The 25282-nt window shown below is 71.4% G+C and carries 20 protein-coding genes and 4 pseudogenes; 14 read left to right on the plus strand and 10 right to left on the minus strand.

The window, feature by feature from the left end; translation table 11 throughout:
* Nucleotides 1–3 precede the first annotated feature (3 nt).
* Nucleotides 4–1284, minus strand: a complete 1281-nt coding sequence (urtA, locus tag ACGFJ7_RS27625; protein ID WP_360252896.1) for an urea ABC transporter substrate-binding protein — start codon at nucleotides 1282–1284, stop codon at nucleotides 4–6.
* 271 nt (nucleotides 1285–1555) lie between these two features.
* Here urtA and ACGFJ7_RS27630 point away from each other — a divergent pair, with 271 nt between their 5' ends.
* Entirely contained in the window at nucleotides 1556–1951 is a 396-nt protein-coding gene (locus tag ACGFJ7_RS27630; protein WP_392644532.1) for a hypothetical protein, read from the plus strand.
* A gap of 52 nt (nucleotides 1952–2003) precedes the next feature.
* Nucleotides 2004–2894 carry a hypothetical protein gene (locus ACGFJ7_RS27635; protein ID WP_392644534.1) on the plus strand — a complete coding sequence of 297 codons (891 nt, stop codon included), beginning with the start codon at nucleotides 2004–2006 and terminating at the stop codon, nucleotides 2892–2894.
* Nucleotides 2895–2975: 81 nt separating this feature from the next.
* On the opposite strand, the gene ACGFJ7_RS27640 is transcribed toward ACGFJ7_RS27635, so the two are convergent.
* The 8 genes and pseudogenes from ACGFJ7_RS27640 to ACGFJ7_RS27675 all read right to left on the minus strand — a co-directional run bounded on the left by ACGFJ7_RS27640 (nucleotide 2976) and on the right by ACGFJ7_RS27675 (nucleotide 10719).
* The gene (locus ACGFJ7_RS27640) at nucleotides 2976–4415 is read right to left on the minus strand and encodes a phytoene desaturase family protein (RefSeq protein ID WP_360252902.1); all 1440 of its coding nucleotides are present in this window, start codon (nucleotides 4413–4415) and stop codon (nucleotides 2976–2978) included.
* Nucleotides 4412–5506, minus strand: coding sequence for a glycosyltransferase (locus ACGFJ7_RS27645; protein WP_360252905.1), 1095 nt, complete (start codon nucleotides 5504–5506; stop codon nucleotides 4412–4414). Before ACGFJ7_RS27645 ends, ACGFJ7_RS27640 begins: the two co-directional genes overlap by 4 nt.
* On the minus strand, nucleotides 5503–6237 hold the full coding sequence (locus ACGFJ7_RS27650; protein ID WP_360252908.1) for a carotenoid biosynthesis protein: 735 nt from the start codon (nucleotides 6235–6237) through the stop codon (nucleotides 5503–5505). The genes ACGFJ7_RS27645 and ACGFJ7_RS27650 overlap by 4 nt, the downstream gene beginning before the upstream one ends.
* Nucleotides 6238–6816: a GNAT family N-acetyltransferase gene (locus ACGFJ7_RS27655; protein WP_392644536.1), complete on the minus strand. Its 579-nt coding sequence runs from the start codon at nucleotides 6814–6816 to the stop codon at nucleotides 6238–6240.
* Nucleotides 6813–7202: pseudogene (locus tag ACGFJ7_RS27660) on the minus strand (monooxygenase); the annotation flags it as partial. The gene ACGFJ7_RS27655 and the pseudogene ACGFJ7_RS27660, both read right to left, overlap by 4 nt.
* Before the next feature lie 863 nt (nucleotides 7203–8065).
* Nucleotides 8066–8539, minus strand: coding sequence for a YbaK/EbsC family protein (locus ACGFJ7_RS27665; RefSeq protein WP_360252914.1), 474 nt, complete (start codon nucleotides 8537–8539; stop codon nucleotides 8066–8068).
* A 10-nt stretch (nucleotides 8540–8549) separates the two neighbouring features.
* Entirely contained in the window at nucleotides 8550–9833 is a 1284-nt protein-coding gene (locus tag ACGFJ7_RS27670) for a ferredoxin reductase family protein (protein ID WP_360252917.1), read from the minus strand.
* A 73-nt stretch (nucleotides 9834–9906) separates the two neighbouring features.
* The gene (locus ACGFJ7_RS27675; protein WP_392644538.1) at nucleotides 9907–10719 is read right to left on the minus strand and encodes an SDR family NAD(P)-dependent oxidoreductase; all 813 of its coding nucleotides are present in this window, start codon (nucleotides 10717–10719) and stop codon (nucleotides 9907–9909) included.
* Between the two features lie 63 nt (nucleotides 10720–10782).
* Between ACGFJ7_RS27675 and ACGFJ7_RS27680 the strand changes: the two genes are divergently transcribed.
* From ACGFJ7_RS27680 to ACGFJ7_RS27725, 10 genes and pseudogenes are all read left to right on the plus strand, one after another.
* Nucleotides 10783–11646: a GNAT family N-acetyltransferase gene (locus ACGFJ7_RS27680; RefSeq protein ID WP_392644540.1), complete on the plus strand. Its 864-nt coding sequence runs from the start codon at nucleotides 10783–10785 to the stop codon at nucleotides 11644–11646.
* A 549-nt stretch (nucleotides 11647–12195) separates the two neighbouring features.
* Nucleotides 12196–12597: an SAV_6107 family HEPN domain-containing protein gene (locus tag ACGFJ7_RS27685; protein WP_360253162.1), complete on the plus strand. Its 402-nt coding sequence runs from the start codon at nucleotides 12196–12198 to the stop codon at nucleotides 12595–12597.
* 462 nt (nucleotides 12598–13059) lie between these two features.
* Nucleotides 13060–13836 (plus strand): annotated as a pseudogene (locus ACGFJ7_RS27690) (hypothetical protein); the annotation flags it as partial.
* Between the two features lie 426 nt (nucleotides 13837–14262).
* A pseudogene (locus ACGFJ7_RS27695) lies at nucleotides 14263–15460 on the plus strand (DNA polymerase Y family protein); the annotation flags it as partial.
* 1144 nt (nucleotides 15461–16604) lie between these two features.
* Nucleotides 16605–19955 carry an error-prone DNA polymerase gene (locus ACGFJ7_RS27700; RefSeq protein ID WP_392644542.1) on the plus strand — a complete coding sequence of 1117 codons (3351 nt, stop codon included), beginning with the start codon at nucleotides 16605–16607 and terminating at the stop codon, nucleotides 19953–19955.
* Between the two features lie 58 nt (nucleotides 19956–20013).
* Nucleotides 20014–20415 (plus strand): SSI family serine proteinase inhibitor, encoded by a 402-nt coding sequence (locus tag ACGFJ7_RS27705; RefSeq protein WP_360252928.1) that lies wholly within the window; start codon nucleotides 20014–20016, stop codon nucleotides 20413–20415.
* A 49-nt stretch (nucleotides 20416–20464) separates the two neighbouring features.
* Complete coding sequence (locus ACGFJ7_RS27710; RefSeq protein ID WP_360252931.1) at nucleotides 20465–21211, plus strand: methyltransferase domain-containing protein; 747 nt, start codon at nucleotides 20465–20467, stop codon at nucleotides 21209–21211.
* Between the two features lie 49 nt (nucleotides 21212–21260).
* Nucleotides 21261–22472: an alkaline phosphatase family protein gene (locus tag ACGFJ7_RS27715; protein WP_392644569.1), complete on the plus strand. Its 1212-nt coding sequence runs from the start codon at nucleotides 21261–21263 to the stop codon at nucleotides 22470–22472.
* A 48-nt stretch (nucleotides 22473–22520) separates the two neighbouring features.
* Nucleotides 22521–23816, plus strand: a complete 1296-nt coding sequence (gene dinB / locus ACGFJ7_RS27720) for a DNA polymerase IV (protein ID WP_360252934.1) — start codon at nucleotides 22521–22523, stop codon at nucleotides 23814–23816.
* A 101-nt stretch (nucleotides 23817–23917) separates the two neighbouring features.
* The gene (locus ACGFJ7_RS27725) at nucleotides 23918–24304 is read left to right on the plus strand and encodes a DUF3040 domain-containing protein (protein WP_360252937.1); all 387 of its coding nucleotides are present in this window, start codon (nucleotides 23918–23920) and stop codon (nucleotides 24302–24304) included.
* Nucleotides 24305–24431: 127 nt separating this feature from the next.
* Here ACGFJ7_RS27725 and ACGFJ7_RS27730 read toward each other — a convergent pair whose 3' ends face one another.
* Nucleotides 24432–24713 (minus strand): hypothetical protein, encoded by a 282-nt coding sequence (locus tag ACGFJ7_RS27730; RefSeq protein WP_392644545.1) that lies wholly within the window; start codon nucleotides 24711–24713, stop codon nucleotides 24432–24434.
* Nucleotides 24714–24742: 29 nt separating this feature from the next.
* On the opposite strand from ACGFJ7_RS27730, the gene ACGFJ7_RS27735 reads away from it, so the two are divergent.
* Together ACGFJ7_RS27735 and ACGFJ7_RS27740 are read left to right on the plus strand one after the other, a co-directional pair.
* Nucleotides 24743–25054 carry a transposase gene (locus tag ACGFJ7_RS27735; protein ID WP_392644547.1) on the plus strand — a complete coding sequence of 104 codons (312 nt, stop codon included), beginning with the start codon at nucleotides 24743–24745 and terminating at the stop codon, nucleotides 25052–25054.
* A pseudogene (locus tag ACGFJ7_RS27740) lies at nucleotides 25051–25282 on the plus strand (IS3 family transposase); the annotation flags it as partial. The gene ACGFJ7_RS27735 and the pseudogene ACGFJ7_RS27740, both read left to right, overlap by 4 nt.

Raw genomic sequence — 25282 nt, forward strand, 5'->3', positions numbered from 1 at the left:
CGGTCAGCCCGCCGCGTCCGTGAGCTGCTTGCGGATGTCCGCCGGGAACCAGTCGTAGCCTTCGAGGTACGGGTCGGGCTCGATGAACTTGTCGGAGGCCCAGACGATGTCGAACTGGTTGTCGGCGTTGATCTGCCCGATGTGGCCGGGCTTGGAGATGTGGTGGTTCTCGCCGTCGAGCGTGACCTTGCCCTCCGGGGCGTCGAACGTGATGGTGGTCTTCTTCGCCGCGGCGTTCACCGCGTTGACGTCGAACGAGCCGGCCGCCTCGACGAGGGCCTTGTACAGGTACAGCGAGATGTAGGCGGCCTCCATCGGGTCGGAGGTGACGCCGCTGCTGTTGGGGTAGGCCTTCCAGCTCTGGATGAACTTCGGGTTGGTGGCGGTCTTGAGTGACTGGAAGTAGTTCCAGGACGCGTAGTTGCCGGTGACCTCGTGGCCCATGGCCGGCGCCTCCTCCTCGGCGATCGACACCGAGATGATCGGCGTCTTGGCGGGGGTGAGGCCGGCGTCGTAGTACGCCTTGACGAAGCCGACGTTCGACGAGCCGTTGATGGTGTTGAAAATGAAGTCGGGCTTGGCCGCCGCGATCTTCGCCACCTGGCTGGTCCAGTCGTCCTTGTCGAGGGGCACGTACTCCTCGCCGACGATCTTGATGCCGAGCTTGGCCGCGTAGAGTTTGATGATCGCGTTCGCGGTGCGGGGGAAGACGTAGTCGCTGCCGGCGAGGAACAGCGTCTTCACCCCCTTGGAGGCGAGGAAGTCCATCGCCGGGATGATCTGCTGGTTGGTGGTCGCGCCGGTGTAGTAGATGTTCGGCGACGACTCGAGGCCCTCGTACTGCACCGGGTAGAAGAAGAGGCCGTTGAGCTTCTCGACGACCGGCTTCACGGCCTTGCGGGACGACGAGGTCCAGCCGCCGAAGATCGCGGCGACGCAGTCCTGGGTGAGCAGCTTCTCGGTCTTCTCGGCGAAGGTCGGCCAGTCGGTGGCGCCGTCCTCCTGGACGTACTCGATCTTCTTGCCGAGAACACCGCCGCCGGCGTTGATCTCGTCGGCGGCCATGTGCAGCACGTTGGAGACGGTCTTCTCGGAGATCGCCATGCCGCCGGTCAGGGAGTTGAGGAAGCCGAGCTTGACGGTGCTGCCGGAGGTGTCGACGCAGCTGGCCGCGGCGGACGACCCGCCGCCGGCGATGTCGTCGCCGGCGCGGGCGCCGCAGCCGGCGAGCACGGTCACGATGGCGCCCGTAGCCACGAGCGCGCGCAGTCGGGAGAGGGACATAAGCGGGAACTCCGTTCCTGGGATCCTGCCGTGCCGTCGGCCAGGTGCAAGCAGACTGGTCTCGTGTCATTGCTTTGACATTTCTTGTCTGTTCCAACTCTGTAGCCGCCGCGACGGTTAGAGACTTGCAGCGCCGGTAAAAACCAATAAATCGGGCGAAACTGATGTCATGATTCTGCCATCTGAAGATCGCGCAGAGAGCTCGTGGCATGGTTCTGACATGCTGCGTCTTTGATTTGATAGACGGCCACCCGGCGCCGCCCTGCTCACCATGGACGCCTTCGTGATGACCGCGGGCGGCAGCGAAGCCGTGCGGACCTGCCAGCAGTGGCTCAACGGCGCCTGCATCGGGGCGCGGCCGGTTCTTCATCGGACCGGCCGACGGGCACTTCTCGCGCAACGTGCGGCCCGCCCTGGTGGGGCCGGCGTCTACACCGCCGACATGACCCGGATCGTCAAGGTCTTCCAGCGGTTCTGCATGCTGCCGGAAACCGGTGCCGGCGACCCCGATCGCGTGGGCCAGGCGATCGACTGCAAGATCCCGCTCAGCCGCGCCACCATCACAACCGTCAAGAATCACGGCTACGAAATCGTCGGCCGGTACCTGACCGGCGGCACCACCAAGGTGCTGACCCACTCCGCGGCATGTCCACCGCTACAGCGGTGACCTCGGCTTCCCGCTGCCCGCCAACTGGGCCTTCGACCAGATCACGAACACCGTGCTGGCCGCGGGCACGGCCGGCGAGGTGGAGATCGACAACGACATCGTCTCGGGCCGCGGCCTCGGCGTGAACAGTGTGACCCGGCCCCGGGATCCGAACGACGGCTTCTCCACCATGCTGATCTGGATCGAGGCCCGGGCGAGCCAGTGGTGGGTCGACCACCCCGGCCGGTCCGGCCCCGAGTTGGTCGCGCAGTGGCTGCGGATGCGCTCCAACGCGTTCGCGTTCCACGGCGCGGACACCGTCTTCGGCGAGCTCGACTCCGGGTTCATCGATGTCGTCCGCGGCTACCCCGGCCGCCCGGACGGCTGCCAGTGGTATCAGAGCGGGCTGTCCAGCGACGAGGCGTACGCGTTCGCCGCCGACCGGTTCGCCACCAGGGCCGACAACTCGTTTCTGTCCCTCGGCGACTACTTCGCCGACGTCGATGCCTGGGTCATCGGACAGCAGAGCCGGCTCGACCCGGCGATTCCCCTGTCCACCCTGTTCCGGCGGCAGTACGCGACACGGGACACGGCGGCCAACCGCTTCGGCGGCTTCTTCGCCCGGCGGTTCGGCCTCAACGCCGACCGGGCCCGGGTCTGCGCGGCCAACATGTTCGATCAGCCCGGCGACGCCAAGACCGCTGGAATCCGGAACGCCTTCTGGTGGGACCAGTTCGTGACGTGCTGGCACCCACCCCCGTGCTGGTGTCCGGGACCGCCCGGGCCGGCGTGGCGCGCGCGTTCGCCGATCTGGTCGTCGAGTTCGCGAGCGCCCCATGAGTGGATGGTTCCGCCGGGCGACGGCCGTCCTGGCGTTTGCCCTCGTCACCACGGTTCCGGTGGCGGTGGTCGCCGAGCCCGCGCCGGCGGCCGGCTGTCACCGGTCGTCGTGCCATCACCATGACCCGCGGACGATGGGCTGCGGACCGGATGGGTGCAAGCCTGCGTGAAGAAACGGAACGACTGGGGCCATTTGCACTGCCCGCTACTGATCTCCCCGGGCGGGGCCGATCTCGTCGGCGACCATCTGGGCCGAGAGGGTGACCATGGGGAGGCCGCCGCCCGGGTGGACCGAGCCGCCGACCAGGTACAGGCCCTTGACCGGGCCGTGGTTGACCGGGCGCATCAGGCCGCCGGCGGTCCCGTAGATGGCCCCGCCGGGTGCGGCCGTGGAAACGGCCAGGTCGGCGGGGGTCCGGGTCTCCATGAAGGAGACGCGGTCGCGGATGTCCAGGCCGCGGCGGGCCAGGAGGTCAAGGACGTGTTTGCCGTACGCCTCGGCCAGCCCCGGGCGTCGCCAGTCGACCGACTGCCAGCCGGTGCCGTGCGGGGGAGCGTTCACCAGCACGAACCACGCCTCGGAGCCGGGCGGGTGGACCGTGGGGTCGCCGGCCCGGGTCACGAAGACGGTGGGGTCGGAGGCGGGGCGCGCCCGGTGTGAGGCGGAGCCGAAGATGGCGTCGAACTCGGCGTCGTAGTGGCTCGGGAAGAACACGTTGTGGTGGGCGAGCGACGGGGTCTCGCCGCGCACGCCGAGCAGCAGCACGAAGCCGGCCAGGCTCCGGTCGGTGAGCCCGGCCAGCCGGCCGGGGGTGGGCAGCAGATCGCGGTAGACCGTCACCGCGTCCACGTTGGACACGACGATGTCGGCGGGGACGACAGCCTCGGGCGTCCGTACGCCGCGGACCCGGCCGTCGACGGTTTCGATCGCGGTCACTGTGGTGTTCCGGACGATCCGGACACCGGCCGTGGTGCAGCGGCCGGCCAGGGCGGTGGCGATCGTGCCCAGACCGCCGGGGAGGTACCAGCCGCCGAAGGCCAGCTCGGCGTAGGGGACGGCGGCGTGGGCGGCCGGGGCGCGGCGTGGGTCGGCTCCGGTGTAGGTGGCGTAGCGGTCGAGCATCGTACGCAGCCGGGGGTCGCGCAGGTAGTGGCGGCCCAGGCCGCGCAGCGTCATGCCCGGGGCGATGGCCGCCAGGTCGCCGACCCGCCAGGTCAGGCCCAGCAGCGACGCGGGAGTGACCGGCTTGCGCAGTACCGAGCGCCACGAGGCGTTCCAGATGCGGGCGGCCCGCTTCCAGAAACGATCCCAGTCCTCGGCGGCGCCCGGGCCCAGGGTGCCGGCGATCCGCGACAGGAAGACGTCGTGGTCGGACGACGAGTCGAGGACCGTGCCGTCGGCGAAGAAGTGCCGCACCACCGGGTCGAGTTTCACCGGGTTCAGGTCGAGCTCGGTGAAGACCTGCGGCAGGGTCAGCAGGCTGGGCCCGGTGTCGAAGCGGAAGCCGTCCCGCTCGTGGACGCCCAGCTTGCCGCCGAGCACGCCCGAGCGTTCCAGCACCGTGACGTCGTGTCCGGCGCGGGCCAGGCGGACGGCCGCGGTCAGGCCGCCGACCCCCGCGCCGATGACGACAACTCTGCTCATACCGGCCTTCCTCGCCAGCTCAGCGCGCCGCGGCGGCGCCGCCGGAACGACCTCACGACCAACCACCCGAAAACCGCGATCGAGATCGGCTGGGCCAGGGCGTCGGGCCAGCTTCGGCCGCCCGTCGCGCTTGCGGAGATCACCCTTCCGAGCACACCCAGGCCGTACGCCGTCAGCGCGACCCCCGCCGCACCCCAAGAGCCCGTAAGGGCGAAGATTGCGGTTGCGAGCGGTGGGGACGCGTACAAGAAAAGAAGAAGGACCACGACGGCGCCGGCGCCGAAAGGCGTGCCGAACGATTTCCAGAGCGATTTGGCGTATCCGTCGGTCAGCTCGCGCCACGAGTCGTACATGCGGCAGGTGGCCAGCGGCGCGCCGGCGGCGAGGGCGATGCGGCCGCCCGAGCGTTTGACCGCGCGGGCCAGCTCGATGTCCTCGAGGATTTCGCTGCCGACCGCGGCGTGCCCACCGGCTTTCCGGTACGCGGCGTTGTCGATCACCAGCCACTGCCCGCCGGCCGCGGCGAGCGACGTGCGGCGGGAGCGTTCCATGGCCCGCAGCGGCAGAAATGTCAGCCACGACCATTGCAGCAGAGGCTGGACCAGGCGGCCGGCGCCGACGATCCTCGGGTACGGGGAGAGCAGGTCGACCCCGGCGTCGCGCAGGAGCGTGACCGCCGAGGCGACCGCGTCGGGAGTGAGCACGACGTCGGCATCCACGAAGGACAGCACGTCGGCCTCGTGCGCGGCGTCGGCCAGCTGCTGGCAGGCGTGCGGCTTGCCGAGCCGGCCGGGCGGCGGGGGAGTGCCGGTGAGCAGCACGACCTTGTCGCCGGCGATCGAGCGGACGATCTCGGCGGTGCCGTCGGTCGAGCCGTCGTCGAGCACATAGACGGTCAGGCCGGCGACGCCGCGCTGGGCCAGCAGCGACTCGAGGCAGGCGGTGACGCGCGCGGCCTCATCGCGTACGGGCAACAGCAGCGCCACCGTCTCACCGGTGACCGCGCCCCGCGGCACCCGGCGCAGGAGCAACGCGTTCACGGCGGTGTGCGCGGTCAGCGCGACCCAGGGCAGAAGCGCGAGCCAGATCATCGGCGCGGCCGTAGCCGCCACGCCACGGGCAGGACGGCGGCGCCCATGACTACGCCGCCCCACAGCGCGGAGCCGGGAAGATCCAGGAAGACGGCGTGGGCGAGCACTGAGGAAGCGTACGTCCAGAACCAGAGGGCCAGCATGGGCGCGTCCGCCGGCCGTGGCCCGGTCACCCCGGCCGTCCTCCACAGGACCGTCATGAGGAGCAGCGCGAAGCCCAGCCAGCCGAGATAGTTGCCGATCGGGATACCTGGAACACCCGGCAGGGCCGGGGTGGGCGACTCCCACCGCCAGTAGCCCTCGGCGACCATCTGCGGATCGAGGAAGAGATCCCAGGCGGCCAGGCCGAACGCGGCCACCGCGATCCGCGCCCGCGACGGCAGCCGCTGCACGGCCAGCCACGCCGGCCAGGCCATCCACGTCCAGGCGAGCGGGATGATCAGCGGGACGCCGAGCAGCTTCGGGCCGAGCTGGCCCGAGTAGACGTACGTGCCGAACGGGAAGCCGGTGGCGACGCCGATCGCCTCGACCGCGAAGCCGCCCAGCGTGGCCGTGCCGACCAGGGCCAGCGCGGCCCGCGGGCCCCGGCTGAGATAGGCGTGCGACACCGACAGCACGTAGCCCAGGACCACGGTGGCGACGGTGAAGCCGGCCCGGGTGTCACCGCTGGTGAGCGGGTAGCAGATCTGGAGCAGGACGAGCGCGCCGAGCAGAAACCAGGGAAGCCGCATTCAGATGCCGACGATGCCTGGTGCTTCCTCGGCCGGGCGCTCCACCAGTGGAAGGCCCCGGCCCAGGATGGCGAACTTGCGCTCGTCGCCCGGGAAGAGAAAATCGCGCAGCACGTCGGAGAAGCCGAACCGGCGGTACAGCCGCCAGGCCCGCGACTTGCGCTCGTCGGCCTCGGGGGTGGACAGCAGCACGGTCTCACCCTCGGCCATGGCCAGCAGCGCCCGCAGTTGCCGGGCGCCGACGCCGTGCCCCTGGGCGACCGGGCGCACGTGCAGCTCGACCACCTCGAAACAGTCGGCCAGCCAGCGCCGCCGGTCCCGGTCGTCGAGCGCCGACCGCACCTGGTCGTGCCACCACTGGCCGGGCCCGGAGGTGTACCCGTAGCCGAAACCGGCCAGCCGGCCGTCGGTGGTCAGGGTGGCCACGGCCCGGAAGCCGGCCCGGCGTACGTGGGCGCCGATGTAACCGCGGCGGGTCTGCAAAAGTTCCTGGCGGTAGCCCATCGCCTCGCCGTAGACGCCGACCACGTCGTCGAGCCGCCGCAGCAGATCGTCCGGCTGCCACGCAACGAGCCTCATCGTCCGGTCCCGCCCCCTGCTCCGACATCTTCCGACAGCCAGCCCAGCACCGCCCGGTCGCCGCTGATCGCCTGAACGGCGAACCGCGCGAACAACTCTTCCGCGTACCACCGATCGGTCGGCGTCCGCGCGATCACCGCGCGATGCTCCGGCTGACGGTACGCGAATCGAGCCAGGTCCGCCGCATCACTCCATAGGCTGACAGTCCCTTGCCAGCCGATCGGCGCCTCACCCATCCCGAAGTACGCGAGCAGCCCAGGCGCCCCGTCCAGCTCCCGAACAACCGGCGGAATCGCCCGCCAGAAGGTGAGCGCCCGCGTCGGCCGAAGCCTCGCCCGAGTGAGAGAAAGAACCATCCCACCCGATTCGCGCCCCGCCGCCCCACCGCCGTGATTCGCTCCCGCGCCGTCGCCGTGACGCGCTGCTCCGCCACCGCCCGCTGCCGCGCCGCCGCCGTGACCCGCTGCCGCGCCGCCGCCGTGACCCGCTGCTCCGCCACCGCCCGCTGCCGCGCCGTCGCCGTGGCCCGCTGCCGCGCCGTGGCCCGCTGCCGCGCCGTCGCCGTTACCCGCTGCTCCGTTGGCGCCCGCTGCCGCGCCGCCGCTGTTACCCGGTGCCGCGCCGCCGTCGTAGTCCGCTGCCGCATCGCCGGTACCTGCCGCCGCCGTGCCGCTGTTGCCCGCCGCCGTGCCGCTGTTGCCCGCGGCCGTGCTGCCGGTGCTCGCCGCGTTGAAAGCCGCAATCCTGCCGTCCATATCCGATTTTTCGCTTTTGTCGGACGATGGCGGGAAGCTCTTGTCGGACGACGGCGCGGACCTTCTGTCCGATGACGGCGCGGACCTTCTGTCCGACGATGACCGGGAACTTCGGTCCGACGATGGCTGGAAATCTTTGTCCGACGACGGCGGGGAACTGCTGGCCGGGAGGGTTGAACGGCTTGTGGCCGGGAGCGTCGGGGCCAGCGAGAACGGCTCGCGGCCGGACCAGGTGCCGCGGCTGTGCAGCGGTATCAGGTCGATCGTGGCCCGCGCGATCGCTATCCGGTCCCACTCGGGGAAGCTCACCGGCTCGGCGCTGACGGTCACCGCGGCGTACCGCGTCACATCGGCGTCGCCGGGGCGGAAGCCGCTCGCCGTACCCAGGAACTTGGCGAAAGTCACGCCGGGCGGGACCTTGGGACGGGCCATGCGCAGCATGGCGGAGCCGACCCGCCGCGCGGGGACGCGCCAGACGTGCAGCGTGATCGGCATCAGGCCACGTCGGCCGGTGTGCCGGCGGTGACGCGCACCAGCTCGTCGTACGTGATCGGGAAAACCGCCTGGGGAACGCCGCCGGCCGCCCAGATCACCTCGTACTCCCGCAAGCTTTTGTCGATCAGCGTGCGCACCGGTTTCGGATGGCCGAGGGGTGCGACCCCGCCGATCGGCTGGCCCGTGTGTTCGCGGACGAACTCGGGGGTGGCGCGCTTGAGGTGTCCGATTTGGAGGCCTTCCGCCACTTTATCGGTGTTGACGCGGTGGGCGCCCGACGTCAGGACCAGCAGCGGCTCGCCGTCCGCGTCGAAGATCAGCGAGTTGGCGATCTGGCCGACCTCGATGCAGAGGGCGTCGGCCGCCGCGGCCGCCGTGTGCACGGCCTCGTCCAGGATGATCACCTGTGAGTCGGCGGCGCCGGCGGCGTCCAGCGCGTCCTGCACGGCGATGACGTTCGGGTGTGCCTGCATCCCACTATTCTCACCACCCGAACCGCTCCCGGTGCAGGCGGGCCGGTGGCACCCCCACCCGGCGGGCCGCTCGGAAGACCGCCTCGGCCCACGGGTCGGGCCCGCAGACGTAGACGTCGTGGCCGGCGATGTCCGGGGCCAGCGCCCGCAGCGCCTGCGCGTCGTCGTACTCGGCGTAGTCGGCCGGCAGCCAGGACGTGTCCGACGCGCGCGGGCCGACCAGCGGCACCAGCCGCACCCCGCGGTCGGCGGCCAGCCACTCCAGCTCCTCCAGGAACGCCACCTCGTGCGGATGCCGGGTGCGGTAGACCAGCGTGGCCTTCCCCCGCCCGTACGGCAGATCCCAGAGAAGCGCGAGCAGCGGCGTCACCCCGACACCGCAGGCCAGCATGGTCACCGGGCCGCCGGCGTACGTCGCCGCCGTCATCCGGCCGAACGGTCCCTCGATCAGCACGCGGGTGCCGGGCCGCAGCGTGGCGACGCGGGCGCTGCCGTCGCCGACCGCCTTCACCGTGATCCGCAGCGAGTCGCGGCGCGGCGGGCCGGAGAGCGAGAACGGGTTGCCGCGCAGGCCGGCCCGCCCGTCCAGGAAGCGCCACACGAAGTACTGGCCGGCCCGCGCCGGAAGCCTTTCCAGCTGCCGTCCTCGCAGGTAGACGGAGACGAGGCCGGGTGCTTCGGTCTTGATCCCTTGGACGACCAGCCGGTGCCTCGCCGTGCGCCAGATCGGCAGGCCGATGCGGAAGATCAGGATGGAGCCCGCGGCGATCAGATAGAGACCCCAGAAGTAGGCGCGCGCGGCCGGTGATCGGAAATCGCTGCCGAGCAGCAGCATGTGCGGCAGCGCCAAGGCGATGCCCGCGTAGGCGTACAAATGCAATAAATGCCATGACTCATAGCGCAGCCGACGTCGCCGGTGCCTCGTCGAAGTGATCACCACGAGCGTCAGGGCGGCCAGGGCCGCCACTGCCAGAACCATGCTCTCCAGGGCCAGGGTTTCCCACAGACGGCCCATTCGGGTGTACGCGATGACAGCCAGCCCCGTATGAGCGAGCAGCAGGGTGAACGACGCGAAACCGGTCCAGCGATGCCAGCGGGCGAGCGCGTCCTGCCCGTACGCCCGCTCGACCCACGGGATCCGGGCCATGAGCAGCACCTGGATCAGCAGCAGGTCGGCCGACCAGAGCGCGGCCAGGCGTCCCGCGGCCGCGATCCCGCCCGGCGCCTCGCCCCGGTTGACGGTCCACAGTGCCGTGACGACGACCAGGCTGAACGCGGCGATGAACTTCGGCACGAGGCCTTTGTACGGTCTGTCTCGCGCGCGCGGGAGGGTCCCGTGAAGAAGCTAACGACTTACCGAATTTCGGTTATTTGCCCAGGCCAGTGGCCTCCACGCTGGCCTGCCAGAGCTCGTGGGCCCGTTGCGGGTCGGCGGCGTGCCGCGACGGTTGCCGGGGCTGGTGGCCCACGTAGTAGGCGCCGTTGACGACCGGGTTGTCGGCCAGCCAGACGAGAAGCTCGCCGGCCGTCTCCGGCGTCGTCAGGAACGGGGCGAAACGGTAGAAGAAGCGGGTCAGCTTGCCCGCGCCGAAGTCGCTGCGCACCACCCCGGGGTGGAAGGAGACGCTGGTGATGCCGGGCCAGCGACGGGCGGCCTCGGCGGCGAACAGGACGTTCGCCGCCTTCGCCTTGCTGTAGGCCTGCCAGCTCGTGTTCTTGCCGGCGAAGTCGTGCGGGCCGGGTTTACCGCGCATGTGGGCCCGGGAGGCGGTGACCACCAGCCGCCCGATGCGCTCGTGCAACAGGCCGGCCAGCAGGAACGGGGCGAGGTGGTTGCTCTGCATGGTCGCCTCGAAGCCGTCCCGGGTGATCCGGTGCTCGGCCACCATGCCGCCGGCGTTGCTGGCCAGGACGTCGATGCGGGGGTAGGTCCGGTCCAGGTGGGCGGCGAGTTCCCGTACCTGGTCGAGGTCTTCGAAGTCGGCCCGCTGGACGTCGGGCTCCTTGTACGGGTCGGGCGCGTAGATCCGGACCGCGGCGTGCACGCGCTTCGCGGCCTCGGCCAGCTTGGCGGGGTTGCGCCCGACGAGGACGAGCTGGTCACCCTGCCGGGCGAACAGCTCGGCGGCGGCCAAGCCGATGCCGGAGCTCGCTCCGGTGATCACCACGATCCGGTCCATCTTCGGATCCTCCCTGTCGATCCTTCGTCCCGCAATCTCTGACTCAGGTCTTAGGTTGTACGGGTGGACGACATCGACCTGGTGCGCGACTTCAACCGGTACTACACGCGGCGCATCGGGGTGCTGAACGACGAATATCTGGGTCAGGGGAGGCCGCTGGGCGAGGCGCGCCTGCTGTTCGAGATCGGCGCCGGGGCCGACCTGCGCGACCTGCGGCGCCGGCTGGGGCTCGACTCGGGCTACCTGAGCCGGATGCTGCGGTCGCTGAGCGCGCAGGGGCTGGTCGCGGTGGCGCCACGGCCGGGCGACGCCCGGGTGCGGACGGCGACGTTGACGCCGGCCGGGCGGCGGGAGGTGGCCGAGCTGGAGGAGCGTTCCCGGGTGTACGTGGCGGAGCTGCTGGAGCCGTTGAGCCCGCGGCAGAGGGCCGAGTTGGTGGAGGCGCAGACGGCGATCCAGCGCCTGTTGCGGCTGGCCGCGATCACCCTGACCCCGGTGCCCGACGCCGCGCCGGAGGCCCGGTTCTGCCTGCGGGCGTACGCGGCGGAGCTGGTGACCCGCTTCCCGGAGGGTTACGACGCCGAGGGTGCCCTGCTGCCACCGGGCACCCTGCACGACGGCACCTTCCTGCTGGCCGCCGAGGAGGGCGAACCCGTCGGCTGCGGGCTGTGGCAGGGCGGCTCCCCGGGGACGGCGGAGATCCGGCACCTGTGGGTCAGCCCCCGTGCTCGTGGGCTGGGGCTGGCGCGGCGGCTGCTCGCGGCCCTCGAGGCCGACGCCGCGGCCCGCGGCGTCACGACGGTCCGCCTGGGTACCCACTCCACGCTGGTGGAGGCCATCGCCCTCTACCGCAGCGCCGGGTACCGGGAGATCCCGCCGTACGACGAGTCCCCGTACAACCAATTGGCCTTCGAGAAGCCCCTCTGATCCTTTTCCTCCCGTGTGACGCATGCCGCAACACGACGGGGGCGCCGCGCCCGCGGAGTTGCTTTTTTGTCGTACACGAGTGCTAGTCTCTTCCTTAGTTAGAACGGATGTTCGAACGAGCGTCCGCTCTGACGCCGGGGGCCGAGTTTCGCGGCTCGGCGCCCGGTGCGCGGCACCCGCGAAGTGCCGCGCGTGAGGCACCGGGCATTCGCGGGCCCGGGGCCTTCAGACAAGGCAGGACCGTCGTCCGCTGCCCCCGACCCCCGGGTGGCGGGCGACGGACCCGCCGGTGAGTCCGGCCGGGTGTGGTGTGGGGAAGCTTCACGCCCGGCCGGCTGCCCCTGAACGGCAAGCTGCTGCGTCTTCCTCCGCAGCTGATCGGTTCGACCAGTTCGTCGGATGCGACACACGCGAGGAGAAACCATGGCGAGCAACACGGCGCCGGCCCTCACCCAGGTGCCCGGTGCCCACGCGCCCGGTGCCCAGGTGCCCGGTCTGGCGCACGCGCCGACCGCGGCTCGGGCCGAGGCGCCCACGGTTCCGGCGCACATGCTGCCGCAGCGCACCCCAGCCCAACTGCTGACCATCGCCCGCCAGGGCCTCGACGAGGCGGCACGCACCCGCCCCGACGGCCTGCGCTACGCCGCGGCCCACCTGGCCGCCCTGCGCGCCGCCGCCGCGGTCCTGGCCGCCCGCGCCCGCCCGGCCACGTCCACGAGGCGCAGCCGCGTGACCAGCGTCTGGTCGCTGCTGGTTCTGGTCGCCCCCGAGTTCGGCGAGTGGGCCAACTACTTCGCCCTGGGCGCCGGCAAACGAGCCGCCGCCGAGGCCGGCATCCCCCGCGTGGTGAGCCCCCGCGAGGCCGACGACCTCCTTCGAGCCGCCGAACAGTTCGTGGCCGTCGTCGAGTCCGCCCTGGGCCTGGCCTACCAGCCCCGCCTGGCCGCCTGACGCCGTCGCAGTGAGCCGGGGCAGCCCTCGGCTCGATTCCGCATGCCCGCTTCCGCGGGACAGCCGGTGGGAGCGACCGGCGCAGACATGGCCCCCGCCTTCGCGATCGTGCGGCGGCGCGGGCCCGGACGGCAGCCGCCACGGAGGGCGGCCCGTTCGAAGAAGCCGTTTCCCGATGACCTGGACTCGTCGGTGCCGGTCGCGGTTCCGGGCGATGCGTCGCCGGCTTCGCGCGCGATGGCGTCACGTGCTTTACCGGCGGTGGTCGCCGGCTTCGCACGCGATGGCGTCACGTGCTCTGCCGGCTGTGGTCGCCGGTTTGGGCGATGGCGTCACGTGCTCTGCCGGCGGTGGTCGCCGGTTTGGGCGATGGCATCACGGGCTGGTCGGCGATGGCCGCCGGCTGGGCGACGGCGTCACAGGCTTGCTGGCCGGGACGAGAGCAACAGAGCGAGGCAACACATGGCGGGACGCATGAGCAGCGGTGCGGCCGCCCTTGCTGAACTGGTTCGGGCGGCCGGGGAGACCGAGACCAGCGGCGTGCAGCGGATGCTGCCGGTGGCCCCCGAGCTGAGCGGTCTGCTGCCCGGGCGCGGCCTGCGGCGCGGCAGCACCGTCGCGGTCACCACCGGCCGCGAGGCCACCGCCGGTGGTGGAACGTCACTGCTGCTGGCCCTGCTCGCCGAGGCTTCCCGGGCCGGTTCGTGGTGCGCCGTCGTCGGCGTACCCTCACTCGGCGCCATCGCCGCCGCCGAAAGCGGCGTGGCCCTGGACCGCCTGGCCCTGGTCCCCGACCCCGGCCCCGAGTGGCCCACGGTGGTGGCCGCCCTGATCGACGGCGTCGACGTGGTCGTCACGGCCGTCCCCGGCGGCGTCTCCGGCTCGATAGCCTCCCGCCTGGTAGCCCGGGCCCGCCAGCGCGGAAGCGTCCTGGTCCCCTTCGGCGCCTGGTCCGGCGCCGACGTCACCTTGCACGTCACCGCCGCCCGCTGGGAAGGCCTGGGCGCAGGCCACGGCCGCCTGCGCCGCCGCGAGGTAACCATCCGAGCCCACGGCCGAGGCGCCGCCGCCCGCCCCAAACAGGCCACCATGTGGATGCCCGGCATCACCATCCGCCCGATCACTCTGCCCCCGGCACCCTCCGCCGGTGACCCCAGCCCGCACCGCCCTCCCGCACATTCACCGCCCACCCAGCCTTCCTCGCGTCCACCCGCCCAGCCTTCCGCGGTATCGCCCGCGGGGTCTTCCGCGGTCTCGTCCGGTCAACCTCTCCCGGCGTCTTCCGAAGCTGCGTCGTCCACTGGGTCTTCCGGGGTCCCGAGCGACCAGACCCGGGCGGTTGCGACTGGTCAGCCCTCGACGGTTTTGCCCGCGATGGGCGGTTCTTCCGGCGCTCCGATGCGGGCGGCAGGGGCGGACTCGGGGCGGCGGCTGGCCGTGGTCGGGGCGCCGCCCGCCGTTGACTCCCGGGCCGCTGTGGTTGCTTCTTCGGGGGAGGGCTCCTCGGTGCCTCCTTCGGGACACGGGTCCCCTGTGGACGGTGTGCGGGCGGGGGATGAGCTGGGGCAGGTGCTGCGGCTTCGGGCGGGGCGGCTTCGGGCCGAGTCGGCGGCGGTGGTTTGAGTGGCTGTGGCAGGGACGACCGGGGCGGCGGGGATCCGGACGATGCTGCTCTGGTGTCCGGACTGGGCCGTGGTGGCGGCCGAGATCGTGGAAGGGGTGCCGGCGGCGGGGGCGGTCGTCGTGTTGCGGGGGAACCGGGTGGTGGCCTGTTCGGAAGGGGCGCGGCGGGAGGGCGTACGGAAAGGACTGCGACGCCGGGAAGCGCAGAGCCGATGCCCTCAGCTGGTTGTCGTCGAAGACGATCCCGGGCGGGATGCCCGGGCCTTCGAAGCCGTGGTGGCGGCCGTCGAGGAAGTGGCGGTCGGGGTCGAGGTGATTCGGCCGGGGGCGTGCGCGTTCGCCGCTCGGGGGCCGGCGCGGTACTTCGGTGGGGAGGAAGCGGCCGCCGAGCGGATCGTGGAGCAGGTCGCGCAGCAGTGCGAGGTGGAGAGTCAGGCCGGCGTCGCCGACGGGGTCTTCGCGGCGGGGCTGGCGGCGCGGAAGGGGCTGCTGATTCCGCCGGGGGAGACGACCGCTTTCCTGGCCGGGGAGCCGATCGAGGCGCTGGAACGGCCGGAGCTCATCGACCTGCTCAAGCGGCTCGGCATCACGACGCTGGGCGACTTCGCCCGGCTGCCGGCGGGGGACGTGCTCGGCCGCTTCGGGTTCGACGGGGCGCTCGCGCATCGGCTCGCCGGCGGTTTCGATCACCGGCCGCTCGCGGTGCGGAAGCCGCCGCCGGATCTGGAGGTCGAGGAGACGTACGACGAACCGCTGGAAAGGGTCGATGTGGCGGCCTTCGCGGGAAGGGCCCTCGCCGAGCGGTTACATGACGGGCTCTCGGCGTACGGACTGGCCTGCACCCGCCTCGGCATCGAGGCGATCACCGCCGACGGCCAGGAACTGCACCGCGTCTGGCGCCACGACGGCACCCTGACCGCCGCCGCCATCGCCGAACGCGTCCGCTGGCAACTCGACGGCTGGCTGACCGGCGCCCGCCGAGGCGCCCCGGCCCGCCCCACCGCCGGCCTGGTACGGCTGCGACTGATCCCCGACGGCGTCCTCGTCCACTTGGGACTGCAGCCCGGCCTGTGGGGCGACACCGGCGCCGAACGGGAACGGGCCCACCGAGCCTTCAGCCGCGTGCAGGGCCTGCTCGGCCCCCACGCCGTCGTCACACCGGTCCTCGGCGGCGGCCGCTCCACCGACGACCAGATCCGCCTGGTCCCGTGGGGCGACGAACGCGACCCCACCCGCCCCTCGACCATCCACGACGACCCCATCCCCGGCGTGCTCACGGCTCCGCTGCTGCCGCGTTCCACAGCGCCCGCCTTGAGCCCCGACCTGCCCGATTACGAACCCCCAACCCCCAACCCTCTTCCGGAGGTACGCCCGGAGCACCCCGACGACGGCACGGTGATCGCCCTGTCCTCGCGCCGTAAGACACCCCCTACCGGACCTGTCCCGTCCTGGGAGGAGTTGGAGCGCCCGCCCGCCTCCACCCCACCAAAAACGGATTTTCCCGGTACGGCCCGGGGCGGCTTGGCCTCGGTTTCCCACCTTTCCGACCACCGACCTACGCAGCCACCCGCCGTGCCGTCCACGTCCGCTGCGCCGCAGACACCCATCTCTGTCGTGCCGCCCACGTCCGCCGCGCCGCAGACACCCATCTCTGTCGTGCCGCCCACGTCCGCTGCGCCGCAGACACCCATCTCCGTCGTGCCGCCCACGTCCGCTGCGCCGTTGGCGTCTGTTGCGTCCTCGGCGGCTGCCGGTGGAGGTGCGGCGGCCACGAGCGAGTCGGGCTCGCCGGGTGAGGTCACAGTGCTCGCGGTACGGCCGTGGGCTCAGCGAGTCGGGCGCAAACCCCCCAAACCGCCGGTTCGGCCGCCGTGGCCGGGGCGGCTTCCCAAGCCGGCGCCGGCGCTCGTGCTGCCGCAGCCGTGGGGGGCCGTGGTCCTTGACGAGAACGGGACGCCCGTGGGGGTCAGCGCTCGGCTCGAGCTCACCGGCGAGCCGTCCGCTCTCGTGGTCGAGCGGGGCCAGCCGGTGGAGATCACCGGTTGGGCCGGGCCGTGGCCGCTCGACGAACGGTGGTGGGCGGCCGGCGAGGCGCGGCGGCGGGCCCGCTTCCAGGTTGTTCTCGCCGACGAGCGAGCGTTCCTGCTGGTTCTCGCTTCGGGACACTGGGCTGTCGAGGCCGTCTATGACTGACGTCGCGATGGCTGGCACACGTCTGGGCGAACACCCAAGCTTGTCCACAGTCCACCGGTTGTCCACAGGACGCCCCCGCGATCTTGCGCTTCTCCGTCAGACTGGAGCAGGCGGGGGCCCCCTCGGGAGGGCGGGCTCTGTGGGCGGGGCGGGCTCTGTGGGCGGGGCGGGCTCTGTGGGCGGGAGCTCTCGTGGGCTTCAATAACCCCGGTATCCCCTGGTCGGAGCTGGAGGGCGCGCTCTCCGGCCGCAAAGGCAAGCAGCCCGAGTATGTCGTCGATCCGCTCGCGGTGGACGGGGACGGTGGGGACTCGCCCGCCTGGTCGCGCAAGCGTCAACCGTACGAAGCGCCCGCCCTCATCAAGAGCGAGAACCGTACCCCGTACGCCGAGCTGCATTGTCATACCAACTTCAGCTTTCTGGACGGGGCCAGCCACCCCGAGGAGCTGGCCGAGGAGGCCGCCCGGCTCGGCCTGAACGGGTTGGCCGTCACCGACCACGACGGGTTCTACGGGGTGGTCCGGTTCTCGCAGGCCGCCCGTGAGCTGGGGCTGCCCACTATTTTCGGTGCGGAGCTCTCCCTGGATCTTTCGCGGCCGCAGAACGGTGAGCCTGATCCCGAGGGGCGTCATCTTCTCGCTCTCGCGCACGGCCATGAGGGTTATGCCCGGCTGGCCCGGGTGATCTCGCGGGGGCAGCTGGCCGGTGGGGAGAAGGGCCGGCCCGCGTACGGCGATCTGGAGGATGTCGCGGCGGAGCTGCGTGACCACGTGCTCGTGCTGACCGGCTGCCGCAAGGGCAGTGTGCCCCTGGCGCTGGCCACCGAGGGGGTGGAGGCCGCCGCGTACGAGCTGGACCGGCTTGTCGCTCTTTTCGGGCGGCCCAATGTGGCGGTCGAGTTGACCTCGCACGGCGACCCTTATGACGACGACCGCAATGATGTTTTGTTCGCGCTGGCCGAGAGCCGGCATCTGGAGGTGGTGGCCACCAATAACGTCCACTATGCGATTCCGGCCCGGCGGCGTCTCGCCACCGCTCTCGCCGCTGTTCGGGCTCGGCGCAGCCTGGACGAGATCGACGGCTGGCTGCCCGCGGCCGGTACCGCGCATCTGCGTGGCGGGGATGAGATGGCGCGCCGGTTCGCCGCTTATCCGGGTGCGGTCGCCAATGCCGCGATGTTCGGTGAGGATCTCGCCTTCGACCTCAATCTGGTCGCGCCGAAGCTGCCCGATTTTCCGATTCCCGAGGCGGGCCACACCGAGATGAGCTGGCTGCGCGAGCTGACCATGCGCGGCGCCCGCGAGCGTTATGGGCCGCCGGAGGCGCATCCGAAGGCGTACGAGCAGATCGAGTACGAGCTGCGCATGATCGAGGAGCTTGGCTTCCCGGGGTATTTCCTGGTCGTCTACGACATTGTCGAGTTCTGCCGGAACAACCGGATCTACGCGCAGGGCCGCGGTTCGGCCGCCAACTCGGCCGTCTGTTACGCGCTGCGTATCACCAATGTGGACGCGGTCGCCCACAATCTGCTTTTCGAGCGTTTCCTGGCTCCGGAGCGGGACGGGCCGCCCGACATCGACGTGGACATCGAGTCGGATCGGCGCGAGGAGGTCATTCAGCACGTCTACCGCAAGCACGGCCGTGAGCACACCGCGCAGGTCGCGAACGTCATTTCCTATCGGCCGCGGTCGGCCGTGCGGGACATGGCGAAGGCTTTCGGTTTCTCGCCGGGCCAGCAGGACGCGTGGAGCAAGCAGATCGACCGGTGGGGCAGTGCGGCCACGGTCGATGTCGAGGGCATTCCGGAGCAGGTGGTCTCGTACGCCAATCAGGTCCAGGATTTTCCCCGGCATCTCGGCATCCATTCGGGCGGCATGGTGATCTGCGACCGCCCGATCATCGAGGTGTGCCCGGTCGAGTGGGGCCGGATGCCGGGCCGGACCGTGCTCCAGTGGGACAAGGACGACTGCGCCGCCATCGAACTGGTCAAATTCGACCTGCTCGGGCTCGGCATGTTGTCGGCGCTGCGCTACGCCCACGAGATGATTCAGTCCGAGTTGGACATCGGTTCGATGGATCTGACCGATTCCGAGGTGTACGACATGCTGTGCCGCGCCGATTCGGTGGGCGTCTTCCAGGTGGAGAGCCGCGCGCAGATGGCGACGCTGCCCCGGCTGAAGCCGCGCGAGTTCTACGACCTGGTGGTGGAGGTCGCGCTCATCCGGCCCGGCCCGATTCAGGGTGGTTCCGTTCATCCGTACATCAGAAGGAAGAACGGCCTGGAGGAGATCACCTATCCGCATCCCCTCATGCGCAACGCCCTGGAGAAGACGCTCGGCGTCCCGCTTTTCCAGGAGCAGTTGATGCAGCTGGCGATCGACGTCGCCGGTTTCGACCCGGCCGAGGCCGACCAGTTGCGCCGGGCGATGGGCTCGAAACGGTCGGTCGAGAAGATGGACCGCATCAAGGACCGCCTCTATGGGGGTATGGCCGAGCGGGGGATCACCGGCGAGCTGGCCGACGACCTTTTCCTCAAGCTCTCCGCGTTCGCCAGTTACGGCTTTCCGGAGAGCCATGCGATGAGCTTCGCCTATTTGGTGTACGCGAGCGCGTGGCTCAAGCGCTATCACCCCGCCGCCTTCTGCGCGGCTCTGCTGAACGCCCAGCCGATGGGTTTCTATTCGCCGCAGTCGCTGGTCGACGACGCCCGCCGGCACGGCGTGGAGGTCCGCCGCCCGGACATCAATCTCAGCGACGCCGCGGCCGTTCTCGAATCGACCCCGCAGACCCGATGGGGGTCATTGCCGGGCGAGCCGCCGCACGCCTGGGGATTGGGTGGCCCGGCTGTGCGTCAGGGTCTTTCTTCCGTTCGTACGCTGGGAGAGGAGCTGGCCGAGCGCATCGAGGAGGAACGCCGGGCGAACGGGCCTTTCACCAGCATGACGGATCTGTCGCGCCGGACCGGGTGCACGACGGCCCATCTGGAGGCGCTCGCCACGGCCGACGCGTTCGCCGGGTTCGGGCTGACCCGCCGCGAGGCCCTGTGGGCGGCCGGCGCCGCCGCCCAGGACCGGCCGGACCGCCTCCCGGGCACGGTGACCGGCACCGACGCCCCGATGCTGCCCGGTATGAGCGAGGTCGACGAGCTGGTGGCCGACGTCTGGGCCACCGGGTTGTCCCCGGACTCGCATCCGGCCCAGTTCATCCGGGCCGAGCTGGACCGGGCGGGCGCGCTGCCGATCTCCCGGCTGGGCGCCGTCGAGGCGGGCACCCGCATCCGGGTGGGCGGCATCGTCACCCACCGTCAACGGCCGGCCACCGCGGGCGGGGTCACCTTCGTCAACCTCGAGGACGAGACCGGGATGCTCAATGTGACCTGTTCGCCCGGGCTGTGGCAGCGCTACCGGCGGGTGGCCCGCACCAGTTCGGCGCTGATCGTCAGGGGGCGGCTGGAGAAGTCCGAGGGGGTGCTCAACCTGGTGGCGGACCGGCTCGAGGCGGTGACCCCGCCGGTGACGCCGGCCTCCCGTGACTTCCGGTAACCGGCAGGCTCAGCCCTCGTTACCCTTGAGGATGATTTGTCGGTTTTAGGGGGCTTCTGTGTTCACGACTCTGCTTACTTCCGTCGCCGCTCTGGCTGCTCTTCTGCCCGGTCCGGTCGCCGACCCCAAGCCGTACGGGTCGCCGCCGCGCCCGACCGAGCCGAAGGTCGCGCTCAAGCTCCAGTACACGTCGGAGTCCGGCTTCGCCATGGCCGTCACCCTGGACTGCGAGCCCTCCGGCGGCGGGCACCCCAAGCCCGAGGCGGCCTGCGAGACCCTGAGCGCCGTCGGCGCCGACCCCGACCGGATCGAGCCGAAGACCACCGCCTGCGTCATGATCTACGCCCCGGTGACGGCCGAGATCACCGGCGTGTGGCGCCGCATGCCGGTGAAGTGGACCCACAAGTTCGGCAACACCTGCGAGATGCGCCGCGCCACGGGCGTCCTGTTCGAGTTCTGACCAGGGCTCCACAAGCGCGACCCGGGCACAGGGCCGTTACGCTGCGCGTGTGGAAATCGCATCGACGCGTACCGCCCGACCGCTCGTGACCACCCGGACCGCTGCCGTCTGGGCGGTGCTCCGGCGGGAGCTGGAGCGGAACGCCGGCCGCGAGCTGACCGTGATCGACGTCGGCGGCGGTACGGGCGGGTTCGCCGTGCCGCTGGCCGAGGCCGGCCACACCGTCACCGTCGTCGACGCCAGCCCCGACGCGCTGGCCGCCCTGACCCGCCGGGCCGCCGACGCCGGCGTGGCCGACCGGGTCCGGGCCGTCCAGGGCGACGGCGACGCGCTCGCCGGCCTGGTCGAGCCGGCCAGCGCCGACCTGGTTCTCTGCCACGCGGTCCTCGAGGTCGTCGACGACCCGGCCTCCGTGGTCACCGCCATCGCGGCCGCGCTGCGCCCCGGCGGAGCGGTGAGCCTGCTGGTCGCGAGCAAGGCCGCGGCCATCCTGGGCCGCGCGATAAACGGTCACCTCGGTGCGGCCGCCGCGGTCGCCGCCGACCCCGAGGGCCGGGCCGGCGCCCGCGACACCCTGCGCCGGCGCTTCGACGCCGAAAGTGCCACGGCTCTCCTGCGCTCGGCGGGTCTCGAGCCGGAGGAGACCCATGGGGTACGGGTTCTGGCCGACCTCCTGCCGGCCGCTGTCGTCGAGGAGGACCCGCAGGCCCTGCTGGCGCTGGAGCTCGAGCTGTCCTCCCGGCCGCCGTTCCGCGACATCGCCTCCCAGCTGCACGTCTTCGCCCGCCACTCGTGACATGTCGATCCCCCGGCGTACGGCGGCGTCACTGTCCGAGGAAGAGGCGCTGACCGGGCGGATCCCGCCCGACACGCAGCCCGCCATGACCGGGCCGCTCGTCGTGCCCGGCGATCGGTTGCCGGACAACGCCTTCCAGCCGGTCCGCCCGGCGTACGGCAGTGCAAGCCTGGCCGAGGTCCTTCCCAGCGCCAGCGCGGTGCTGGGGGTGCCGGGGGCGGCCGACACGCTTGGGCTGCGGGAACGCCTCGACGGCGTCGACCGGATCGCGGTGCTTCTCGTCGACGGGCTCGGCGCCTACCAGCTGCCGGTCATGCACCCGTACACCCCGGTCTTGAACGAACTGGTGACCGGATCACGGACCGTGACCACCGGCTTCCCCTCCACCACACCGGTCAGCCTCGTCACGGTGGGCACCGGGGCGCCGCCCGGCGCGCACGGGGTACTCGGCTTCACCACGCGGCGGCCGGACGGGCGGCTGCTCAACCACGTCCACTGGAACGACGACCCGGACCCGGCGGCCTGGCAGCCGGTGCCGACACGCTTCGAGCTGGCCGAGGCCGCGGGGGTGCGGGCCACGCAGGTGGTGCGCCCCGAGTTCGAGGGAAGCGGCCTCACGGTGGCGGCCTATCGGGGAGCGGCGTTCCGGAGCGCTTCCGAGGGGGCCGAGCTCGCCGATCAGATGCTGGAGGCGCTGGCGGCCGGACCGTCGCTGGTCTACGGCTACCACGCCGATCTGGACAAGACCGGTCATCTGTACGGGGTCGACTCGCGCTACTGGCGCATGGCCGCGCAAGGAGTGGACCGCCTGGTCGACCGGCTGGTCCACGGGCTGCCGCCACGCTCGGCGCTTCTGGTGATCGCCGACCACGGGCAGCTCAACGTGCCGGTCGAGTCCCGCTACGACATGGCTGACGATCCGGCGCTGTCGGACGGGGTGGTGACCGTGGCCGGCGAGCCGCGGGTCCGCTACCTGCACGCGGAGCCGGGCGCGACGGACGACCTGATCGCGGCCTGGCGCTCGGTCATGGGCGGCGACGCGTGGGTCATGACCCGTGACGAGATCATCGACGGCGGCTGGTTCGGCCCGGTCCCGGCCGGACACCGCTCCCGCGTCGGCGACGTGGTGATCGTCTGCCAGAACCGGGCGGTCGCCCTGGCCAGCGGCTGGGAGCCGCCGCCGGTGGGCCGCCTGATCGCCTACCACGGCTCGGTGACCGCCGCCGAGATGACAGTCCCGCTCCTGATCGCCCGCGCGTGACCCGTTCCCACGGCATTTTTGTCAGAGGGTCCGGCTAGCCTCGCTGACGTGGGACGAAGCCAGGCAGTGCCGAGGGGGCGGGACCCGCGTTTCGGGCCCGATGCCGACGACGCGGGGTGCACGATCCTGCACGTCGACATGGACGCCTTCTTCGCGTCCGTCGCCGTGCGGGCCGACCCCTCACTGCGGGGCAAACCGGTGGTCGTCGGCGGCGTCGGCCCGCGCGGCGTGGTCAGCTCGGCCAGTTACGAGGCCAGGAGGTACGGCGTACGCAGCGCCATGCCCACCGCCCGGGCCCGCCAGCTCTGCCCGCGAGCGATCTACCTCCCGGTCGACGGCCCGGCCATCGGCGAGGCCTCCCGGGCCGTCATGGCGATCTTCCGGGACGTGACGCCCCTGGTCGAGCCGCTCTCCTCCGACGAGGCCTTCCTCGACGTGGCCGGCGCGCAGCGGCTGCTCGGACGCCCCGTCGAGATCGCCCAGCTGATCCGCCGGCGCATGCTCGAGGAGCAGCGGCTGACCTGCTCGGTCGGTGTCGCCTCGACCAAGTTCGTGGCCAAGCTCGGCTCGACCCGGGCCAAGCCCGACGGCGTGGCCGTCATCCCACACGAGCTCGTCCTCGACTTCCTCCACCCGCTGCCGGTCGACGCGCTCTGGGGCGTGGGCGAGCGAGCGGCCGAGACGCTGCGCCGGCTCGGGCTCAGCACGGTCGGGGAGATCGCCCACGCGCCGGTGAGCATGCTCCGGGGCGCGCTCGGCGACGCCTCGGCCACCCACCTGCACGAGCTGTCGTGGGGCCGCGACCCGCGCCGGGTCACCCCCGAGCGCGAGGAGAAGTCGATCGGCGCCGAGATGACGTTCGACACCGACGTGGCCGATCCGCTCCTGATCCGGCGCAGCCTGCTCGCCCTCTCCGAAAAGGTCGGGGCCCGTCTGCGCGCGAGCGGCCACGTCGGCCGGACGATCGCGATCAAGGTACGGCTGGCCGACTTCCGGACCGTCAACCGATCTCGCACGGTGCCCACGAGCACCGATGTGGCACGTGAGATTTTCGAGACGGTTTGGAATTTGTTCACGGCCCTGGGCGCGCGCGACCACATTCGTCTGGTCGGCGTCCGGGTCGAGGGCCTGACCGCCGCCGCGACCACATCACGCCAGCTCAGCCTGGGCGAACCGGAGCGCGGCTGGCGCGAGGCGGAGGCCGCGACCGACGCGGTGATCGCCCGCTTCGGCCGGGCCAGCGTCGGTCCGGCCAGTCTTTTGGGACAAAGCGATCTACGCCGAACCGAAAATCACCCGCACTCGACGGTCGTCCCGCTTTCCGACCCGCCAACCCCCTCGTAGACTTGCTCGGTAAGGCAGCCGACGGCTGTCCCGAGCCACTTACCTTAGTGACACCCCGACTCCAACCCGAGGAGTCGGTTACGCGCCCGGGGAGGAATGCCGTGCCGCTCTCGGAGCACGAGCAGCGGCTGTTCGATCAGATCGAGCGGTCGCTTGCCGAGGACCCCAAATTCGCCTCGGCTGTGCGGGCCAGCGACCCGCGTTTCCACGCACGGCGCCGGCTCCTCATCGCCGCGTTCGTGATCATCCTTGGCCTCGCCCTGGTCGTCTACGGGACGGTCAGCAGCAACACACCACTCGGCGTGGCCGGCTTCGTCGTCATGCTCGGCTCGGCCGCCTTCGCGATGCAGTCCCGTCGCAAGGGCTCGGCCCCCGACCTCCACGCGGTGGGCGGCACAGCCACCCGCCGCACCCGCCAGACCCGCAAGTCAGGCTTCCTGGACCGCCTGGAGGACCGCTGGCGCCAGCGTCCCGAGGGCCACCGCTGAAGCCCACAACCACATAGCGTGCCGACCGGCCCCGCCGGCCGGCCCCAGCCCACCTGACCAGCCTCCGGCCCAGTCAGCGGGGCTCCGAGCCGATGCCCAAAGACACCGGCAGCGCAAGATGGCGGCCTCAGGCCGCCATCTGCCGTTTCCCCACGCCCACCACAGGCCCACCGCAGCCCTTTGATCCCTGCGCCGCCTTGCCCTTCGCTGCCTTGCCCTTCGCTGCCTTGCCCGGCGCTGCCTTGCCCTTCGCTGCCTTGCCCGGCGCTGCCTTGCCCTTCGCTGCCTTGCCCGGCGCTGCCTTGCCCGGCGCTGCCTTGCCCTTCGCTGCCTTGCCCGGCGCTGCCTTGCCCTTCGCTGCCTTGCCCGGCGCTGAGTTCCCCCCGGTTTGGCGGAGCTTCTCAAACATGATCGACTGATCATGGGGAGGAAGTATCCGTGGCCGCACCGAAGAAGTACCCCGACGAGCTCAGGGCGCGTGCTGTGCGCTTGTATCGCGAGTCGGACCCAAAGCCGACCATCCGCCGGCTGGCCGAGCAGTTGAACGTGCATCACGAGGCGCTGCGTAACTGGATCCGGCAGGCCGAGGCCGACGCGGGTGAACGTCAGGACCGGCCCACTACCGAGATGGCCGAAGAGAACCGCCGGCTGCGTGAAGAGGTCGCTGAGCTGCGCCGGGTCAATGAGATCCTGCGTGCCGCGTCCTCGTATTTCGCCTCGGAGCTCGGCCCGACCCGGCGACGGTCATGAGGTTCATCGACGAACACCGTGACCGCTTCGCGGTCGCGCTCCTGCTACGGGTCCTTCAGATCGCCGAGTCGACCTACTACCAGTGGGTCAAGCAGGCCGAACAGCCTTGTGATCGGGACCTGGTCGACCTGGGTTTGATCTCCAACATCTATGAGATCTGGGAGGCCTCCGGGTTCACCTATGGCGCCGACCGGGTGCATCGGCAACTGCGCCGCGACGGGATCCGCG

It is taken from the genome of Actinoplanes sp. NPDC048988, from assembly GCF_043197815.1.
Classification (GTDB): Bacteria; Actinomycetota; Actinomycetes; order Mycobacteriales; family Micromonosporaceae; genus Actinoplanes.

Coding starts and splice junctions, on each gene's coding strand:
- ACGFJ7_RS27655 (WP_392644536.1), bottom strand. CDS start 6,816: ATGAGGCTCGTTGCGTGGCAGCCGGACGATCTGCTGCGGCGGCTCGAC.
- ACGFJ7_RS27685 (WP_360253162.1), top strand. CDS start 12,196: ATGCTGCCGCAGCGCACCCCAGCCCAACTGCTGACCATCGCCCGCCAG.
- urtA (WP_360252896.1), bottom strand. CDS start 1,284: ATGTCCCTCTCCCGACTGCGCGCGCTCGTGGCTACGGGCGCCATCGTG.
- ACGFJ7_RS27640 (WP_360252902.1), bottom strand. CDS start 4,415: ATGAGCAGAGTTGTCGTCATCGGCGCGGGGGTCGGCGGCCTGACCGCG.
- ACGFJ7_RS27665 (WP_360252914.1), bottom strand. CDS start 8,539: ATGCAGGCACACCCGAACGTCATCGCCGTGCAGGACGCGCTGGACGCC.
- ACGFJ7_RS27730 (WP_392644545.1), bottom strand. CDS start 24,713: ATGTTTGAGAAGCTCCGCCAAACCGGGGGGAACTCAGCGCCGGGCAAG.
- ACGFJ7_RS27645 (WP_360252905.1), bottom strand. CDS start 5,506: ATGATCTGGCTCGCGCTTCTGCCCTGGGTCGCGCTGACCGCGCACACC.
- ACGFJ7_RS27675 (WP_392644538.1), bottom strand. CDS start 10,719: ATGGACCGGATCGTGGTGATCACCGGAGCGAGCTCCGGCATCGGCTTG.
- ACGFJ7_RS27650 (WP_360252908.1), bottom strand. CDS start 6,237: ATGCGGCTTCCCTGGTTTCTGCTCGGCGCGCTCGTCCTGCTCCAGATC.
- ACGFJ7_RS27630 (WP_392644532.1), top strand. CDS start 1,556: ATGGACGCCTTCGTGATGACCGCGGGCGGCAGCGAAGCCGTGCGGACC.